Annotated in this window: 20 protein-coding genes; 8 read left to right on the top strand and 12 right to left on the bottom strand. The window is 66.3% G+C overall.

Annotated features, from left to right (window positions below; genetic code table 11):
* Window positions 1–60 precede the first annotated feature (60 nt).
* The 5 genes from ACWF82_RS02075 to ACWF82_RS02055 form a co-directional block, all read right to left on the bottom strand.
* On the bottom strand, window positions 61–1173 hold the full coding sequence (locus ACWF82_RS02075; protein WP_452497052.1) for a hypothetical protein: 1113 nt from the start codon (window positions 1171–1173) through the stop codon (window positions 61–63).
* Between the two features lie 98 nt (window positions 1174–1271).
* The gene (locus ACWF82_RS02070; RefSeq protein WP_452497051.1) at window positions 1272–2822 is read right to left on the bottom strand and encodes a hypothetical protein; all 1551 of its coding nucleotides are present in this window, start codon (window positions 2820–2822) and stop codon (window positions 1272–1274) included.
* 423 nt (window positions 2823–3245) lie between these two features.
* On the bottom strand, window positions 3246–3428 hold the full coding sequence (locus ACWF82_RS02065) for a hypothetical protein (RefSeq protein WP_452497049.1): 183 nt from the start codon (window positions 3426–3428) through the stop codon (window positions 3246–3248).
* Between the two features lie 274 nt (window positions 3429–3702).
* Window positions 3703–3834 carry a hypothetical protein gene (locus ACWF82_RS02060; RefSeq protein ID WP_452497047.1) on the bottom strand — a complete coding sequence of 44 codons (132 nt, stop codon included), beginning with the start codon at window positions 3832–3834 and terminating at the stop codon, window positions 3703–3705.
* A 116-nt stretch (window positions 3835–3950) separates the two neighbouring features.
* Complete coding sequence (locus ACWF82_RS02055; protein ID WP_452497045.1) at window positions 3951–4505, bottom strand: single-stranded DNA-binding protein; 555 nt, start codon at window positions 4503–4505, stop codon at window positions 3951–3953.
* Window positions 4506–4750: 245 nt separating this feature from the next.
* On the opposite strand from ACWF82_RS02055, the gene ACWF82_RS02050 reads away from it, so the two are divergent.
* Window positions 4751–5413: a cysteine hydrolase family protein gene (locus ACWF82_RS02050; protein WP_452497044.1), complete on the top strand. Its 663-nt coding sequence runs from the start codon at window positions 4751–4753 to the stop codon at window positions 5411–5413.
* A 302-nt stretch (window positions 5414–5715) separates the two neighbouring features.
* Window positions 5716–5982: a hypothetical protein gene (locus ACWF82_RS02045; protein ID WP_452497042.1), complete on the top strand. Its 267-nt coding sequence runs from the start codon at window positions 5716–5718 to the stop codon at window positions 5980–5982.
* Window positions 5983–6181: 199 nt separating this feature from the next.
* Here ACWF82_RS02045 and ACWF82_RS02040 read toward each other — a convergent pair whose 3' ends face one another.
* On the bottom strand, window positions 6182–7402 hold the full coding sequence (locus tag ACWF82_RS02040) for a DUF1173 family protein (protein WP_452497040.1): 1221 nt from the start codon (window positions 7400–7402) through the stop codon (window positions 6182–6184).
* 163 nt (window positions 7403–7565) lie between these two features.
* Between ACWF82_RS02040 and ACWF82_RS02035 the strand changes: the two genes are divergently transcribed.
* A complete protein-coding gene (locus tag ACWF82_RS02035; protein WP_452497694.1) occupies window positions 7566–7856 on the top strand; it encodes a GNAT family N-acetyltransferase in 291 nt (96 codons plus the stop codon).
* Window position 7857: 1 nt separating this feature from the next.
* Here the strand turns inward: ACWF82_RS02035 and ACWF82_RS02030 are convergent, their stop codons facing one another.
* Window positions 7858–8202 carry an HIT family protein gene (locus tag ACWF82_RS02030; RefSeq protein ID WP_452497038.1) on the bottom strand — a complete coding sequence of 115 codons (345 nt, stop codon included), beginning with the start codon at window positions 8200–8202 and terminating at the stop codon, window positions 7858–7860.
* A gap of 195 nt (window positions 8203–8397) precedes the next feature.
* Here ACWF82_RS02030 and ACWF82_RS02025 point away from each other — a divergent pair, with 195 nt between their 5' ends.
* Entirely contained in the window at window positions 8398–8952 is a 555-nt protein-coding gene (locus tag ACWF82_RS02025; RefSeq protein ID WP_452497036.1) for a GNAT family N-acetyltransferase, read from the top strand.
* Window positions 8953–9169: 217 nt separating this feature from the next.
* Here ACWF82_RS02025 and ACWF82_RS02020 read toward each other — a convergent pair whose 3' ends face one another.
* The 4 genes from ACWF82_RS02020 to ACWF82_RS02005 all read right to left on the bottom strand — a co-directional run bounded on the left by ACWF82_RS02020 (window position 9170) and on the right by ACWF82_RS02005 (window position 12573).
* A complete protein-coding gene (locus ACWF82_RS02020; RefSeq protein WP_452497035.1) occupies window positions 9170–10285 on the bottom strand; it encodes a DUF4192 domain-containing protein in 1116 nt (371 codons plus the stop codon).
* 144 nt (window positions 10286–10429) lie between these two features.
* Complete coding sequence (locus ACWF82_RS02015) at window positions 10430–11338, bottom strand: hypothetical protein (protein ID WP_452497034.1); 909 nt, start codon at window positions 11336–11338, stop codon at window positions 10430–10432.
* Window positions 11335–11904, bottom strand: coding sequence for a hypothetical protein (locus tag ACWF82_RS02010; RefSeq protein WP_452497033.1), 570 nt, complete (start codon window positions 11902–11904; stop codon window positions 11335–11337). Before ACWF82_RS02010 ends, ACWF82_RS02015 begins: the two co-directional genes overlap by 4 nt.
* A 411-nt stretch (window positions 11905–12315) precedes the next feature.
* Window positions 12316–12573 (bottom strand): hypothetical protein, encoded by a 258-nt coding sequence (locus tag ACWF82_RS02005; RefSeq protein ID WP_452497032.1) that lies wholly within the window; start codon window positions 12571–12573, stop codon window positions 12316–12318.
* Window positions 12574–12749: 176 nt separating this feature from the next.
* On the opposite strand from ACWF82_RS02005, the gene ACWF82_RS02000 reads away from it, so the two are divergent.
* Window positions 12750–13589 carry an ATP-dependent DNA ligase gene (locus tag ACWF82_RS02000; RefSeq protein ID WP_452497031.1) on the top strand — a complete coding sequence of 280 codons (840 nt, stop codon included), beginning with the start codon at window positions 12750–12752 and terminating at the stop codon, window positions 13587–13589.
* The gene (locus ACWF82_RS01995; protein WP_452497029.1) at window positions 13565–13705 is read left to right on the top strand and encodes an ATP dependent DNA ligase; all 141 of its coding nucleotides are present in this window, start codon (window positions 13565–13567) and stop codon (window positions 13703–13705) included. The genes ACWF82_RS02000 and ACWF82_RS01995 overlap by 25 nt, the downstream gene beginning before the upstream one ends.
* A gap of 726 nt (window positions 13706–14431) precedes the next feature.
* On the opposite strand, the gene ACWF82_RS01990 is transcribed toward ACWF82_RS01995, so the two are convergent.
* Window positions 14432–14575: a hypothetical protein gene (locus ACWF82_RS01990; protein ID WP_452497028.1), complete on the bottom strand. Its 144-nt coding sequence runs from the start codon at window positions 14573–14575 to the stop codon at window positions 14432–14434.
* Window positions 14576–14585: 10 nt separating this feature from the next.
* On the opposite strand from ACWF82_RS01990, the gene ACWF82_RS01985 reads away from it, so the two are divergent.
* Complete coding sequence (locus ACWF82_RS01985) at window positions 14586–15509, top strand: hypothetical protein (protein WP_452497026.1); 924 nt, start codon at window positions 14586–14588, stop codon at window positions 15507–15509.
* Between the two features lie 39 nt (window positions 15510–15548).
* Complete coding sequence (locus ACWF82_RS01980) at window positions 15549–16139, top strand: hypothetical protein (RefSeq protein WP_452497024.1); 591 nt, start codon at window positions 15549–15551, stop codon at window positions 16137–16139.
* Window positions 16140–16163 lie beyond the last annotated feature (24 nt).

Below are 16163 nucleotides of genomic sequence, written 5' to 3'. Positions count from 1 at the left end.
GAACCTCCACTGGTTGTCGGGGTAGGTGGGCGCGAGGTCAGTGGCCGGACGCGGGAGGGTCTAGCCGAAGATCTCGCTGATCGTGGTCGGCCCGTCGACGAACACACCCCGCAGTTGCGAAGCGGGGTCGCGGGTGGGGGCGGTCGAGGTGACCGGTCGCCGGGTGAGGGCGTAGCCGCCGGGGCCGCGGTCGACGGGGTAGAGGATCCAGCGCGTCGGTGTGATGGTGAAATCGCCGTCGCCGAGAAAGTGGCGGGTCAACGTGCCGTCGGCGGCGATGGCGAGGACTTCCCAGTCGCCGACCTCGACCAGTGCCATCGCCTGTTCGGTGCTGTCGGCGGCGGGCTGCGGCCCGACAGGGACGACGGGAGCCCCGGGCGCCAGCGGTGCGCGGTCTTCGACGGCGAGGTAGCCGACGATGACGGCCGCGGTGCCGTCGGTGAGGGTGACTCGGATCGGACCAGAACCCGGGTCGGCGACTGTGAGGATAGGCGCGGTGATCTGTGCGGCGGTATCGGTGGTGATGCGGGTGAGGTCGACGTGGCGTGCGAGCTCGCGCAGGATCTCGGCGACGGTCAGCGGTGGCGCAGTGGCGGTGTCGAAGACGAAGCCCGCGATGTTGACCGGCGAAGGGTCGGGGGTGAGCGTTGCCGCGGTAGCCCAATCGATATCGCCGCCGGCGGTGCGAGGGACCTCGATCGTATCGGTGGTTTCGGCGAGAGCAGCCAGGGTCTTCCAAGCGGTGAGTGAGCAGACGCGGTTGACGTGGCGCTCACTCCCGGTGAAGGGATGGAACGAGTAGCCCAGGAAGACGGTGACGTCGGCGGAGGTGGGTCCGTCGGTCCACGACAGCCACAGGTGGTCGGTGCGGGCCCAGGTGTCGACAGGCCGCACGGCGAAGGCGGCGCTGCGCCAGCGTCGTTGGAGGCGTGCCTGGATCAGCGCGCCCCAGGCGGGGTGGTCGTCGGTGTCGTGGGGTGCGATGAGGTAGTGGGTGGTGGTGGAGCCGGTGAACCGGATCAGCGCACCGGTGGCGTGCGGGGTGATTTCGCGGACGATCCCGATCGTCGCCGACAACTCGGCCAACGCCGCGTCGAGCGTGTCGAGTGCTTCGTCGAGGGAACCGGTGATGACGGCGTTGTCGAGGTAGACGTCGTAGGTGGGTGTCCTCATCGTGGACTCCCGGATTCGGTGGTCGTGGGTGAGGTGAGGCGTAGCGGCTGGGGCACCAGCACTGGCGGTGCCCCAGCCGATGACAGGATGGGAATTGGTCAGGCGGCTACGAGGCGCCGCTCGCGCGGCCCGGGCACATACAGGCCGAGATAGACCCGGCAGATTGTGCAGAACCCGTCGTCATGCACGGGCACATACTTCGTGCACCCTTCGCACCTGCCGGGCCGCTGCCCGGGCGGCAGGACCCGCTCGCGGCGACGCTTCGTCGGGACCGCTGTCGGTGCGGGCTCGGCGTCGACCTCGACCGGTGCCGGTGCGCCGGGCAGGTCGGAGTGCTCGGCGAGAAACCGGTCGATCACCGCGGTCAGCCACTCCGGGGCGCGGCGGCGGACCTCGCCGAGCAACGCGCACGCCGAATCCCGGTAGTGCTGGGTGAAATACGCGCAGTAGGCGGCGGCGAGATCGGCACCGGTGAACCCGGGCGCGAGCTCGGGCAGACCGGTGCGGCCGTCGCTACGGCAGTAATCGCAGAGCCCGTCGTCGCTGTGCAGCACATGACCGCGGGCGTGGACGGGACGCTGGTCGGCGGTGGGGCGTTCGATGAAGCACGACACGCACCGCCACCCCGCGACCGGGGTCATCGCGGTGCGGAAGTCGTCGAGACCGTTGCCCTGGAACAGATACGCCTCGCGCCGGTCGCCGCGCGAGCGCAGTCCGGTGCGTTCGGCCGCCCACGCGTGGGAATGCTCCGGTGACTTCACCGATTCACCCGCCAGCGCGCGTTCGTGGTCACGCTGATCGGCGACGTGTGCGCAGTACTGGTGATCCCAGATCGCCTCGGACAGCTCCGCGGGCAACGGCGGACGTTCACTGGGACGCCGCGGGGTCCACCCACGCGGCGCGGACGCGGTGGGAGTGATTCCGCGGGCAGCCAGTTCGGCCCAACGCTGCCGCAGTCGGGCTTGGTCGGCGACTTCGGTGTCGACGAACAAGCTCTCCCGCACATAGGTCGTGACAACCGACGGCTCGAGCTCGGCGGGTCGGCGTCGGCCGCGGGCGGCGACGCGGGCTCGGATCTGCTCGGGGCTGAACCGGGACGCGTCGATGCGTTTGGTCGGCGCCAGAGACAGCCGAGGTAGCGGGTTGTACCAGGTGCGGATGGACTGGCGGGGCAGTTCGGCGGCTGCGAGCTGGACTTCGAGCTTGGCCCGTTCGTCGTCGACGGTGGTGCCGTTGCGGCGCGCGCGAGTGGCCAGGATGTGGTTGAGGTCGTGGTCGCTGTGGGAGTGCAGGCCGGGATCGGTGTCGGGCACCAACGCCAGCATCCGTTCACGCCCAAGCTCGTCGGCGTGCTTCCACAGTGCGTCCAGGCGCCGCAGTGCGGCTTCGCGCGGGTGCAGGGTGAACTGTTCGACCATGAAGTCCAGCAGCCACCAATCGGCGTCGGTCGCCAACACGAGTGCGGCGGGGAACGCCTTGAACGCCGCCCGCCGGTCGAGGTCGAACTGGAGCTCGATCTGGAAGATCGCGTCGAGGAACGCACGAGTTCCCGCCACCTGCCCCGGATCGATGACGGCAGGCTCGGCGACGGTGGGTTCGGCGGTCGGTGCTTCGAGGAACTGGGGGTAGGGGTGAGCGGTAGTGGACACAGCAGATCTCCTGACTTTCGGACGAGAGATACCGGCGGCACCCGGGCGCGCTGGAACGCAACGCTTTTCACGACAAAGGAGGGTGCCGGGCTGGGGTGGACCCAGCCGAGGGCGACAAACCAGGACAGCGGGCGACACGGCGGAGGGAACGCGCCATTGCGTGCGGGGGCGAATTCCCCGCGCCCATTAGGGCCAGACCGGTGGGTGCGGCTGGTGGCGGCGTGGGGAATTCGTTTCCGCCGGGCGCGGGCCCGTAGCCGTGGCGCACGATGGCCTGGTAGCCCTCGAAGGGCTGGGTCCACCCCAGACCGTCACCCGGACCCACCACCGATGGACCCGCTCCCGGCGGGGATCGCTGACCAAAGCTGCGTGAGGATCCGCCTGCGCCGGTATCGCGGACTGCCAGGTCCGATGCTGTCGGCGTCAGTGCTTGCCGGTGATCGTGCCGGTGAGCGTGCGGACGAAGGTGTCGCCGTCGGGCAGCTCGCTCAGAGGGTAGGTCGCGACGAGTCGCACGGGATAGCAGTCGCGCGGCGCAGGGCGGTCGCAGAACCGGCCCTGCTGGTGAGGGGAGTCCTGAAAGCCACCCTTGTAGATTTCCAGCACTTCCCGATCCAGATCGAGCAGGTAGCCCCACTCGCACCAGATCGAGTCACCCGGCCAGTCGGGATTGTGTCCGGTGTATCCGGCTTTCAGGATCTCAGCGGGGTCGGTTTTGGGTCTTGCACTGCGGTTGGTAGGAGTCCGGCCAGCCCCAGCCCCAGCCGCGGCACCCGGCGACGCCGCTGTCGGTGGGTGGCGCCGATTCCGCGATCTGCGAGTCTGTCGGTTCCACCTCGTCACCGGCACGCACCAGTGCCGCCGCAGTGGCGCGCACCTGTTACCAGTCCTGTACGGCCCGAGCGAACTCGAGGACGTTGCGGCCCAGGCAGTGCGGGTAGCTGTCCCAGCGGTTGAAGATGATCGTCTCGCGACCGGCGGCCACGAATCCGAGAAACCCTCTGGTACTCATCTTCGTCACACGCTCCTGATCCTGCTCGGTGGTGGCGCCCAGACCAGCGTCGGCCCATCGGTCGATTCGGACCGGAAGCCGCCCAACGGATCTGGGTGGTCGGCAGACCGGTGCGTTCAGAACGGCGGCTCGCCGAAACCGGCAGCTGTCCCGGCGAGCACCGGCGTTGCCCACGGGGCCCGCCCGCCGGCGGGTTCGCTGCCCCTCGGAGTGACGCTCTGGGTCTCCGCGGCGTGTGTGTTGTTCGCGTGGCTGGTGCGGGTCGGGGTGTCGGGCTGGGTGAACCCGCCGCTGCTGCTGCCGGTCCGGCCGGTGCGGGTGACCTTCGCTGTCGCGTAGCGCAGGGAGGCGCCGAGCTCGTCGACCTCGAGCTCGACCACCTGGCGCTTCTCGCCCTCCCGCGTCTCATACGTACGCTGCTTCAGTCTCCCGGTGACAATCACACGTGAGCCCCTGTCCAGGCTCTCTGCTGCATTTTCCGCTGCTTCACGCCAGAGGTTGCAGCGCAGGAAAAGCGCCTCTCCGTCTTTCCACTCGTTGGTGTTCCGATCGAACACGCGTGGAGTGGAGGCGACGGTGAAATTGGCCACTGCCGCGCCAGCGGGCGTGAACCTCAACTCGGGTGCGGTTGTCAGATTTCCGATGACAGTGATGACCGTGTCTCCGGCCATAGGAACCTCCAGATTGAGAGTGACAGAAGGACCGCTCGACGAGTCGAGACGGCAACAGGCTTGACGTTGAACCGCGAGTTCGAGAACCGACGGTGGCGGATACCCTCGCGCAACCGTCGCGTGCCCCAGTGTGGTGATCGGTAGCCCGATCGCGTGCTCTTCAGGTGGCTCGCCGGGTGTCGGCGCCTGATTGGGCGGCCATAATCGAGGGATCGGGCAGGGCGGGAACATGGTTGAGGAGGGGCATGGTGGCGCAACCGGCCGCGGTGTTGATAATCGATATGCAGAACGCCTACCTACGCGAGGACGTCCGATCCGCCCTCGGGTGGCCACCGATCTGGCGGCTGAACGAAACGATCACGGCCTGTACGGAATTGCTGGCCGCGGCCCGCGACGCGGGTTGGCCGGTGATCTATTCGCGGCAGATGCTGAGCCAGGCGATCAACCCGCGCGCGGCGCGGCACCGACGCTCGCGCCCGGCTGTGCCGGTGCTGTCGGTCGGCGAGCAGCAGTGGCGCAGCGAGATCATCGACGCTGTCGCACCGCAGCCGGGCGAGGTGGTGTTGAAAAAGACCCGTCCGAACTTCTTCGCCTACACCGAGCTGGCGTTGGTGCTGAAAGGTCTCGGTATCGAGCGGGTGCTTGTGGCCGGTCTGCAAACCAACGTGTGTGTGGAAGCCACCGTGCGGGCCGCGCTCGAGCAGAACTTCGAGGTTGCCGTGGCGGCGGATGCGGTCAGCACTGACGGGCCCGCACTGCATTACGCGTCACTGAACTCGATGCGGGTGATGTATGTCGAGGTCGACTCCTGGCGTGAACTACTCGCCCCGGATGCGGCGTGGGACAAGGCATTCACCACACCGAACTACGGTCGCGACACCGGCTACTGGTCCGAACCCGCTTCCTGAACCGCGCCACAACGGGCTACCGTTCGCGCCGTCGAGGGCTGCGGTGCCCCAGCAACTGCGGGCCTGACGCAGCGATTGCCGCGGCGTAGCGTCTAGCTGCCCCGGCTCATCTCCTTCGAGCCGGGGACCACCGAAGGCGGCTGTCTGTGTCGCGGTCGGTCGCTGGCTGCACCGGTGAAGCGCGGCGCGAGGGTGCTGCTGGGCGAGTGCCGACACGCGGACTCGTTGTCGGCTACGACAGGTCGGCTCCTACGTAGAGTCCGAAGTCCGAAGTCCGAAGTCCGACGGAGGAGGCTGGATCTATGGCAAGCAAGCTGTTGGCCGGGATCGTCGTCGCGATCGGTGCCGCCGTTCTGGCGGCAGGGGTGGTGTCCACCGGCGTGGGCTGTGGCGGCGTCGCAACAGGCGCAGGGTGTGGATCAGTGCCCGTCGAGGTTGGGCAGGCACAACCGAGGACGAAGACCATCACCGTCACCAAGACCGCCGCACCGGATGGAAAATCGTCTACGCCGACCAAATCTCCGAAGTCGACGAAGACGAAGACTGTCACAGTCAGCAAGACCAAGTAGGGCTCGCCTCACCCCGGTGCAACGACGCTTCGGTCGGCACCGGCGGCCGCGATCGCGAATTCGGCTGGAGTCGAACGTCGATCCCTTCGAGCGGAGACCAACACTGCGGCGCGAGAGAGCCGGTGTTGGGCAGCGTTGGACGATGAGTTCGAAACGTCGTTCGCAGGCGTGAATCGCGCCTCCCGGATCGGAGGCTTGATCAGGCCGCGTTGCGTCGCAAACTCGGCAGTGGGTTTCCGACATTCCATTCGATCAGGGTCGCCGCTGTCCGCTGGTAGTGCGCGATCTTCTCGGCCTTGCGCCGCTCGTAGTCCTCGCGGCCGGGCAGGCCCCACACCTCGACGTAGGTCGGGGTGGTCGTATCGGTGAGTACGTAGTCGGGGAAGACGGCGTCGCTGGCCGCGTCGTAGGTCACCGGCTTGATGAACGAGCGACCCGCCGCATGCAGCGCGTCGGCCATGCAGACCTCGAAGCTCGAATCACTCGGGATGTAGGCCGAATTCGTGAGCATCACCGCGGCATCGACGGCGATCGCGTACCCGCCGCGGGACCGCTCGACGTAGAACAACCCGACCTTGCGCCCGCCCGCGTCTTGCCCCGCCTGCGCGAACGCGTGCCGGTAGGACGAGCGCAGCCGCGCGTCGAGGTCGGCGCTGAGGAATATCTGCCGCTGGGGGTTCTGGTGGGCCAGCTGGTAGCGCAGCCCGTACTGGCCCTTGTCGATGGACTTGATCTCGCCGAGGACGAATCCGCGCCGGATCTGTTTCTGGTCGGCGCGCAGGGTGGCGACGAAGTCGTCGAAGGCGGCGAGGTTCTTCGCGGCGAGTTCGCGCCGGTAGGCCGGGACGGTGAACAGGACGCGCGTAGCTGGTTGTCTGCTGATGGTGAGCGTCGGTGCGTACTCATCGACAGCACGGGCGACATCGTCCCAGGTACGTGGCCGCGAGTCCGCGGACCAGGCGGTCAGCCGCGAGGCCTCCCAGAGGTGATGGACCAGTCCGAGTAGTCCCATCGACCGGCGGCCGATGCCGGGGTAGGTGTTCTGGTCGAGGACCGCGCGCGTGGTCGTGTTCTCGGACGGGTTGCTCACCAGAGGTGCGGCGAATCGGATGCTGGTGCCGTCGGTGGTTTCCCGGATCGCGGATTCGGTGTAGGCGCTGGCGCCGGAGGTATCGGCGTCGAGACGGTGAAAAGCACACTGCGGCAAATGCTTCGACCCGGTGCCCGGCCAGCACGCGAGGTGATGACGGCCGGATTGGGTCGCGCGGGTGACCAGCGGCAGGGGTTCGGGCCGGCACAGGCATTCGGCGGACTTCTCGGTGCGCGCGGCCGCCAGCGCGCGGGCGTAGTTGTCGGGGTCCGCGCGCACATCCTCGAGGGGGAACTTTCGCCCGGACAGGCGCACCCAATCTGTGTACATGCGATCCTCCCCGAGACCGGTGATGCAGCTGGCCTAATCAACGGTAGCTGTGAGGGCCGACAACTTCGTGTGCTCGCACGGGCCTCACCCGTGCGGAAGTGACACTGGCCAGTGCGTGTGGTGACGCGATGCCGCGCGCTGAGGATCGGCTTGGCAAGCGCGGCTGGAACGGCACAGCAGATCATGGGTCGGTGCATTCACCGACGACCGGCTCATCGGCTTCGTCCACGCGGTCTGGGACGGCGGCCCCCACGCCTTCCTCCTCGATACCATGGTCGCCACCGACCACCAGCACCATGGCATCGGAACCAGAATCGTCGCTGCCCTCACCAACGATCTCCGGGAACTCGGAATCGACTGGCTCCACGTCGATTACGAACCGCACCTGGGCAACTTCTACCGCACAGCATGCGGTTTCAACGCCACCGACGCGGGCCTGATACGACTGCACTGAATCAGCCACGGGAAACAAATCTTGCTACACCATCCCCTGTGGCGACATGCAGATGAAGGTGCCGGTTGTGCTGTTCATCGCCGAGCGTGGTCAGCACCTGGCAGCCGCCATGCTGGTCGACGACCCGCTGCGCAACGTCTTGGACGACCGCCAACAGATGAGCCCCCAACGCCGGTTCCAGTTCCAGGAGGGAACGGACATGTCGCTTCGGCACCACGATCACATGATCGGTTCCGAATCCAGGAATCGGCGGACGGAAGGCCAGCACATGGTCTGTTTCGGCCACGACCTCGACGTCGATCGCACGCGGAATCACCTCAGCGCAATACCAATCCGGCTCATGCATACTGCAACCCTACGGACCGCCGCATCGGCACTCCGCAGGAGACTTGGGTCAACTTCAGTGGCAAAAGACCGAACTCGTTGTGCCGTTCAGAACGGCTTTTTGCTGATCAGCGCTTCGCCAACAGGTCAACTTCACTGGCACAGGACATCCGACACCACGCGAATTCGATTGCCCGCGAGAGCTGTCGGGTATGGAATGGAAATCATGACAAGGTTGGTGGTGCCGGTGCTCGACACCGATACGGTCAGATTGCGGCCGTTCGTGACCTCCGATGCGAACTTGATCGTCGACGCGGGCAAGGATCCGCTGATCCCCTCGATAACCTCGGTCTCTGCCCACGGGGACGAAGCTGCGGGCCGGGAGTTCATTCGACGGCAGCACCACCGTGCCTCCACCGGGGAGGGGTGGTCGTTCGCGATCGCAGATCCTGACACCGACACAGCCGTAGGACAGATCGGACTGTGGCGGCGAGAGATCGGCCACGGCCGGGTGTCGATCGGATACTGGATCGAGAGCAGCCATCGTCGCCATGGCTACGCAGGCCGGGCATTACGCCTGATCAGTTCCTGGGGCTCGACACTCGATGAGGTGTCGCGCCTGGAGTTGTACGTCGAACCGTGGAACCGGGGATCGTGGCGCGTTGCGGAGTCGGCCGGCTATCGACGTGAGGGCTTGCTGCGCCGATGGCAGAAGATCGACGGCGTGCCACGCGACATGTATATGTACGCGCGCTTCCCGGATATCGGCTGAACTGACCGACTACGGAGTCGGATTGCGGACCGGTTCCCTGTGAGGCAGCGGGCCGCCGCCGCATGGTGTCCGAATTCGCGAACACGAAGATCTTGGTCGTGGGGTGGTGTCGAGATTCGTGCATCACTGGTGTCCAGGTTCGCGATCAACCACGCTAATTCCGCTGTAGTAGAAGGGTGCTGCGCGTGGAGGGGCCCGGCATCATGGTTTAAACCAGTCAGGCCGTCCCGGTGAGGTCGACGCCCAGGCCGGTCGCGACGGCGCGTCCCGTGTGAGCGATCATCGCGATTCCGGCGGGTCGTTCGCCTTCGTCGAGGGCGGTATTGAGCAGGACCGCCATCAAATGTTCGGAGTCGGCGCGCAAGGCCGCTTCCAGACAGATCTTCGCGTAGACGGCGTCGCCTCGGTGATAGGCGTCGTAGCCACACAGCATCGCGGCTTCTGCCCTATCCCGACCGGTGCTCGCCCGCACCACCAAATGCCACAGGGCCTGCGCGGCCGGGGCCCAGCTGGTGCCGGTCAACCCGAGCATGACGTCGCGGATCACCACGTCGCGCAGCGCCGCCACGACAGTAGCCACACACTCAGGGGTGCAGCCGGATTCACCGATGACCGCGATCTGATCCAGCACCGCTCTCGCGGCATCGTGCTGAAAAGTGGTACGGCGATCCTGCGCGACCGCGGCGGCCAGCTCGGTCCGGTAGTGCTCGACTGCCGGGTCGATGAGCGGGGCAAGCGCTGAGGCCGCATCCGTATCGACAGCGATCAGGTCGAGCAATTCGATGCGGCTGCTGCGGATCTGGACGCCGTCGAGGATCTGGGCGAACGCGACCGGCGAGGCAGCAGGATCTTTCACAGTCCCGGCAGTGTCACCGTCGAGCAGACCGCGATAGGTCGCGCCGGCGGTGATGATCGGGACCAGCCAGGCATGGACCAGCCCCACCGTCGAGGACCGCAGCAGTTCCACGGCCAGCCTCGCGGTCGCCGCGGCGTGGGGTCGGTCGTCGACGACTATCGCGATTGTCGCGGTGGCGTTCTCGCGCTGGCACATTGTTTCCAGGAGGTTCACCACTTCGCCTGCATTGGCCAGATCGGTGACTGCGTCGAGGTCGAGCCGGACCACCATCTGAATTGCGCGCCGCGGCGCGGTGGTGCCGGCGGTTGGGGTGAGCAGCGCCAGGACCAGCGACTGGGTGGGAACGAACCGGAGCATCGCCGGGACCGCGGCGATCAGCTGCCCGGCGTCGTTGACCCTCACCGCCGCGAAGGCGTCGGCACCGAACAGTTGAGCGAACGAGGCAGATTCGGACTGTTCGTGATCGGCTTCCACCACAGAGCACTCCTTCGGAATCAGATTGGCAGACAGGTGCTTTCCTGCTCGTCGAACCGGCCGCGTCGGTGGCGGGCCCGTCTGGTCGTGCACGGAGCGGCCCGGCCGATCCACCTCTGACCGGGCCGCCCCTCGTGCGTTGCACGCTCAGGCTGCTGCGCCGAGTCCCGGTGATGCGGTGTCGGTGTCGCTCGCCCCAGCGTCGGCATCGTCGGTGGGATCGCTCGCCAGGTCGTCTGTGTGAGCGTTCGACTCGAGGTCGATGGTGTCGGGGTCGAGGTCTCCGGCGGTGGCGAGTTCGACATCGACCAACTCGAACCCCTTCGATTCGCCGACCTGGGCGAGGTGGTGCAGGTAGTGGGGTGCGCTGGAGCGCAGCCACCGGTGCTGGCGCCAGGAGTCCTTGCCGAGGGCGGATTCGTGAGCAGCCAGTACCAACCCGAGCACGAACCGCCACCCCTCGGTCGTGGTCCCGCCCGTGGCGCGCTCGATCAGCTCGGCGCTGGTAGTCAGCCCGAGCCGTTGCATCGCGAACGCGCGCGCCCGCGTCCCGGACAGCAGCCCGGCCTCGCGTGCCAGGGACTCGGCGACGAACTGCGCGGCACCGGCGGGCAAGGTCCGTCCCGACAGCAACCGGGCCAGGAACTCGATTCGGTGGGCCTTGGCCGCGGCGCCGAGTTTGTTGAGCTCGATTACCTTGCGCCGCTCCCCGCGCCGGGCAGATATCGCTGCTTGGTCCTCCTCGGTCCGCGCGAGCGTCTCCGCCTGGTCGGTACCGTCGCCGGTGAGGTCCGGGTCGGTGGTGCGTCGCTGCAGCTCGGCGGGTTCGAGCTGGTCGACGGCCAGGAAATAGGTCGCCAGCCACACATCCCGGTGGATCAGGCCGTGCGCGGAGCGCAAGCCCACGGCGGGCGGGGTATCGCCGTCGGCGTCGAAGTCGACGGTGTCGGGGTCGATCACCTGCCCGGTGTCCTCGTCGACGAGCTCGGCGTTCTCGATCCGTTCGAGCGCGACCACCCATCGGGTGGGGTCGGCCCAGATGCCGGATTCAGTCACCGCGACTGGTCGGCGGTGACGAGGTCTTCGGCGGCGACGTAGTTGTCGTGGTCGAGGTAGACGGGGTCGGTGGTTGCGATCGCGAACCCGGCGGCAGCGTAGGGCAGGGAGGCGGTGAGGCGCTGGCGTTGTTCGGCGCGGTCGCCTGCGACGAGTCCGGCGCGGTAGTCGAAGTTCCAGTGGCCGCCGCTGGTGAGTTGTTCGATCGCGTCGTGGTCGTCGAGGGCCTCGTATTCGGCGATGACCTGGAGCTGGTCGAGCCCGTACTGGTTCTCGTCCAACAACTTCCGGGCTACCGATGAGCGGCCGATCTTGCCGGCCTTGCGGATGTTGGCGGCGTTGGTTTGCAACCCTTCGGCGATGCGGGTAGTCGTGGCGCCCAGGTCGAGCATGTAGGTGACTCCGGCCGCGCGGGCGGACTCGGTGAGCTCGATGCGGCGATCGTTGAGATTGATCTGGGTCAGCGCCCGGTCGATCAACCGTTCCGGATCGGTGATCGCACGGTCTGTCTCCTGGATGTAGACCGGAACCTGCCGTATGCCCAGGGTTCGGGCGATCAGGGGCACGGACCTGGCCGTCGAGGACGACGATCTGCCCGTCGGGGCCGCGTTCGGCCAGGATGGGGTCGCGGACCCCGAGCGTGCGGATCGAGGCGACTTCCTTGGGGTGGGTGTCGAGGTTGATCTGGTCCTCGGGGCGTACGTTGTGCGCGATCACCAACTCGGCCGGGTCCATGATCCTGGCCTCGGCCTTCGGCGGGGGCGAAACTGCGACCGCGAGATCGCTCTGGTCCACGGGCTCGGCCTCGGTGGTAGGGAAATGGTCGGGTGCGTCGATGGCGGGCTGGTCCACAGAGGTGTCGACGGGCTCGATCGTGGTGGTGGGCAAAGTAACTCCTCTTCAACGGAACGGCGACGACGCGCTCACTGCATCGAGCCCGAGTGAGTGCGCCGACGCCAATGCGGGCAGGGCAAAGATCAGTGGGTGCGGCGGGTGCGGGTGATATTGAGCGGGTGCAACCGCAGCGTGTCGGCGTCGTCGGCGCGGTAGGTCCAGTGCTTGCCGCGCCAGCTCGGGAACTGCTCGCGCCAGCGCTCGATCACCGGGTCCTCACCGAGCGCGGCGACGGGTCCGGCGGTGCCGAGGTGGACGCGATTGGTGAGGTCACTGGTCGTGATCGACTCGACCGGCTCCGGCGTTGTGGGTGCATCGGCCTCGGTGGTGGCGGCGGTCATGGTTATGGATTCTCCTGTCGGTTGCTGATCATCGATGTGGCTCGGAGTGCGCGAACGCTGCTGGTCATGAACGCGCACCGCCAGCTGAGACTGAGGCGAACCCTCCCGAACAGCGGTACGCTGAATGTTTGCCGCTGGGGTTCACGGAAAGGGAGCGTGGTGATGGCGAGGTGCGGGTGAGCGGGTTGCCGCGGTATGCGCCGATGCTGGCGGCCGTAGGTGAACTACCGGTCGATGACGACCGGTGGGCCTTCGAAGTGAAGTACGACGGCCTGCGCGCGATCGCCTACGTCGACGAGACTCTGCGGCTCGAGTCGCGCAACGGCAACGACATCACCGTCGCCTGGCCCGAACTTGCCGGACTCGCCCCAGCTGAGCCTGGATTCGTCGTCGACGGCGAGATCGTCATCCAGCAAGACGGACGATCCTCGTTCCAGTCGCTGGCGCCACGGATGCACCAACGCAACCCGGCCACGATCCGCGCCCTCGCCGACGCGGATCCGGCGACATACATGATCTTCGACCTGCTCCACATCGGGGACCGTTCCCTGATCGATCTGCCCTACAATCAGCGCCGCCACCTGCTCGAACATATCGGGCTGGCCGGACCGAACTGGCAGATCCCGCACCTGCTACCCGGCCCCGCCGCCGACGCACTAGTCACCTCGAAAGACCTCGGGCTCGAAGGGATCATCTGTAAACGGCGCGAGAGCTGGTATGTGCCCGGGCACCGCAGCCCAGCGTGGACGAAAGTCAAGAATGTCGCCCACCAGGAAGTCGTGCTGATCGGCTGGAAAACTGGATCCGGGCGCCGCGCCGGACAGATTGGATCACTGCTGGTGGCGGTCCCCGACGATCGTGGCACCCTTGAGTACGCGGGCAGTGTCGGCACAGGGTTCACCGCGGCGATGCTCGCCGATCTGCGCGAGCGCCTGGCCCCGTTACAGCGACCGGATCCGCCGATCCCCGGTATCGGGCCTGCACGGCGGGGGTGTTCTGGGTGCAGCCGTGGCTAGTCGGGGAAGTCGCGTTCGCGGAGTGGACCGGTGATGGACGGCTACGGCATCCCAGCTGGAGAGGATTGCGTCTGGACAAGGGCCTCGACCAGGTCGAACCCCCTGCTGGACGGTGAGCTCGATCGCCGCGATGCGCTGCATCCACGCACGACCATCAGATCCACCACGATCGAGTGGATCTGCGGGAACACCAAGGCGCGGAGTGTGCTTCGCACCTGACCGCGGTCTCAGAAATGCGGAAACAGGCGCGGACCGGCTCGCTTGATCCATCGGGAGCGATCTCCGTATGGACGCAGTGCACACCAGGGGGTGCGCCGAGGCGGTCGGCGAGGTAGTCGTGAGTTCGTCGGTGGTGGTGACCTCCACGATCGCGACTATGTTGGATATCCCTGTAGTCATGGCGGCGAACGCGACTTGGGTGTGTGAGCTCAGCGCAGCGGTAACGGTGCCGAGCGCGGCCTGCGATCTCACCGAGCCGCCCTTCCTCGTGTGCCCGTTAGCGGCGTTGCACGAGGTCAGGCTTGTCGTGGAGCCTGGCATTCGCGGTCGACGTGGGGCATGCAACAGCGGATAAAGGTTTCTCTGAACTAGCTGGCGATGCTCAACTCGGTGTCGACCGAACGCACGCTCATGCCGATGAGCGAGCTTGTCCGACTGTGCGGAGTTCGGCGGGCTGGGCCAGCGCTTCAGGAGTCGATAGCTTGGGGCCAGACCGGCCTGATTCCCTACGCAAGTTTCGAGCCACACCGTCAGATGGAGCCGGGCTGCACGGCGAAGCGACGATCGCAGAAGCCGTGCGCGGCGCGACGATTGCCCAGAACTGACCCGCAGCAGCGTAGAAGTCAGGCCTCCAGCACCAGGAACAGGAAGGCCAGGAACCTCGGGTCCTCGCGGTCCTGGAAGAACTCGGGGAACCGCTCCACCGCTTCCGGGGCAGGACACCGGCCTTCACGGGGTAGCGGGTTCACCAAGGAAGATGCGGACAAGGCCGAGACGATGGAAGCGGCACTGGCTAGCGGTCCGCGTGCGCGCAGCCTGGCAGCCGCGGGGTGCCAGGTGTATTGGCCGGCGCCCTATGAGGTGTGTGGTGCCATCCGTGACAAGTACAACCAGCTCGGCGGTCCGAACAGTTTCCTGCTGTGGCCCACCAGCAATGAACTGTCCAATCCCGATGGACTCGGTAAGCGGACGACGTTCCAGAACGGGCCGATCTACTGTGCACCGTGGGCGGGTGCGCACCCGGTGGTGAACCACTTCTTCGCAGCGTGGCAGCGTCAGGGATGGGAAGGCGGCGTACTCGGGTATCCGACCACCGATGAGATCGTCAATCCCGACGGGGGCGGACGACGTCAGGAGTTCGATCGCGCCGCGATCTATTGGCGGCTGAACGAGGCCTATGCAATAGGCGGAGCGATTCGGGACAGGTGGAACGCCGCGAGCGCCGAGCAAGGCCCGCTGGGGTATCCGACCAGCGACGAGCTGGGGGTCAACAAGTACAGCGGTCGACACAACAATTTCGAAAACGGGACGATCGCCTGGTCCGGCACCACCGGGTCGCGGGTGTTGTTCGGTGCGATTCGAGATCGGTGGGCAGAGGTCGGCCGTGAGGACGGTGAGCTGGGTTATCCGACATCGGACGAACTCGTGGCTCCTGACGGTGTCGGCCACTATGTATATTTCGAAAACGGCTCCGCCATCTACTCCTTGCCGATTGTCGGCGCGTGGCGCGTTCCGCCCAACATGATCAGTCTCTGGGAGGGTGAAGGGTTCGAGGGCGGAGTCCTCGGCTATCCGGTGGAGAACCCCAGAACAACCGGTCTGTCCGATGGCCTGGTCATCGCTCAACTGTTCCAACACGGGGCAATCGGATACACCGCCGACAACATCGCCTACGTCGGCGCCTATGAACCCGCCAGATGAGAGGCCGTCCGCTTTCTCGCCATAACGCAAGGAATTCCGATGAAGCCTATTCGTATTGTTCTGTCTGCAGCAATGATTGCCGTCAGCTTCCTTGCCGTCGACTCGGCGGTAGCACAGGCGCAGACCACCGACTGTTCGAAACGAAATCCACCATTTCCCAACCAGGACAGTTCCGAAATTATGAGGAACGTCGCGACCGACCGGGCCGGAACAGTGCCGATTCGACGCGGATTCTACTGCGTCCCCAACGATGCAGAGGGCAATCCCGCGGCGGAATCAGATCGAGGTTTCGGGTTCGGCTATGACAAGGCTCGCAACAGGCATAATATCCCGTCGTTGAACGCCCAACAGTTCGTGCTCCGAAGTTCGAGTACGTTCAAGACCTCCGAGGGATGGAATTTCATCGCCTACGGCCGGGAGAAGGTGTGCCAGCAAGGTGGCCGTCAGTGTCGCGTGACCAAAGAGCAAAAGGTTGTCGGAGCGTCATCGGAGAAGAACGCCGCAGAATACTACGACATGCCTGCCGGAAACCCGGTCGGCTTGCTCACCGTATACTGCGACTACGGCGACCCTGTGCGACTCAAATGTGAAGACTGGGTCAACAAAGCACTGAAAAACGGCCTCGGGTAAGTCGAGGAATTTCCAGCATCGAGG

It is taken from the genome of Nocardia sp. NPDC055053 (assembly GCF_053608285.1).
This window is presented reverse-complemented; position numbering and strand designations above follow the sequence as displayed.

What these genes read in the sequence shown, in the direction of transcription:
- ACWF82_RS02075 (WP_452497052.1), bottom strand. Translation starts at nt 1,173, where the DNA reads ATGAGGACACCCACCTACGACGTCTACCTCGACAACGCCGTCATCACC.
- ACWF82_RS02060 (WP_452497047.1), bottom strand. Translation starts at nt 3,834, where the DNA reads ATGAGTACCAGAGGGTTTCTCGGATTCGTGGCCGCCGGTCGCGAGACG.
- ACWF82_RS02055 (WP_452497045.1), bottom strand. Translation starts at nt 4,505, where the DNA reads ATGGCCGGAGACACGGTCATCACTGTCATCGGAAATCTGACAACCGCA.
- ACWF82_RS02050 (WP_452497044.1), top strand. Translation starts at nt 4,751, where the DNA reads ATGGTGGCGCAACCGGCCGCGGTGTTGATAATCGATATGCAGAACGCC.
- ACWF82_RS02045 (WP_452497042.1), top strand. Translation starts at nt 5,716, where the DNA reads ATGGCAAGCAAGCTGTTGGCCGGGATCGTCGTCGCGATCGGTGCCGCC.
- ACWF82_RS02040 (WP_452497040.1), bottom strand. Translation starts at nt 7,402, where the DNA reads ATGTACACAGATTGGGTGCGCCTGTCCGGGCGAAAGTTCCCCCTCGAG.
- ACWF82_RS02030 (WP_452497038.1), bottom strand. Translation starts at nt 8,202, where the DNA reads ATGCATGAGCCGGATTGGTATTGCGCTGAGGTGATTCCGCGTGCGATC.
- ACWF82_RS02025 (WP_452497036.1), top strand. Translation starts at nt 8,398, where the DNA reads ATGGAAATCATGACAAGGTTGGTGGTGCCGGTGCTCGACACCGATACG.
- ACWF82_RS02005 (WP_452497032.1), bottom strand. Translation starts at nt 12,573, where the DNA reads ATGACCGCCGCCACCACCGAGGCCGATGCACCCACAACGCCGGAGCCG.
- ACWF82_RS01985 (WP_452497026.1), top strand. Translation starts at nt 14,586, where the DNA reads ATGGAAGCGGCACTGGCTAGCGGTCCGCGTGCGCGCAGCCTGGCAGCC.
- ACWF82_RS01980 (WP_452497024.1), top strand. Translation starts at nt 15,549, where the DNA reads ATGAAGCCTATTCGTATTGTTCTGTCTGCAGCAATGATTGCCGTCAGC.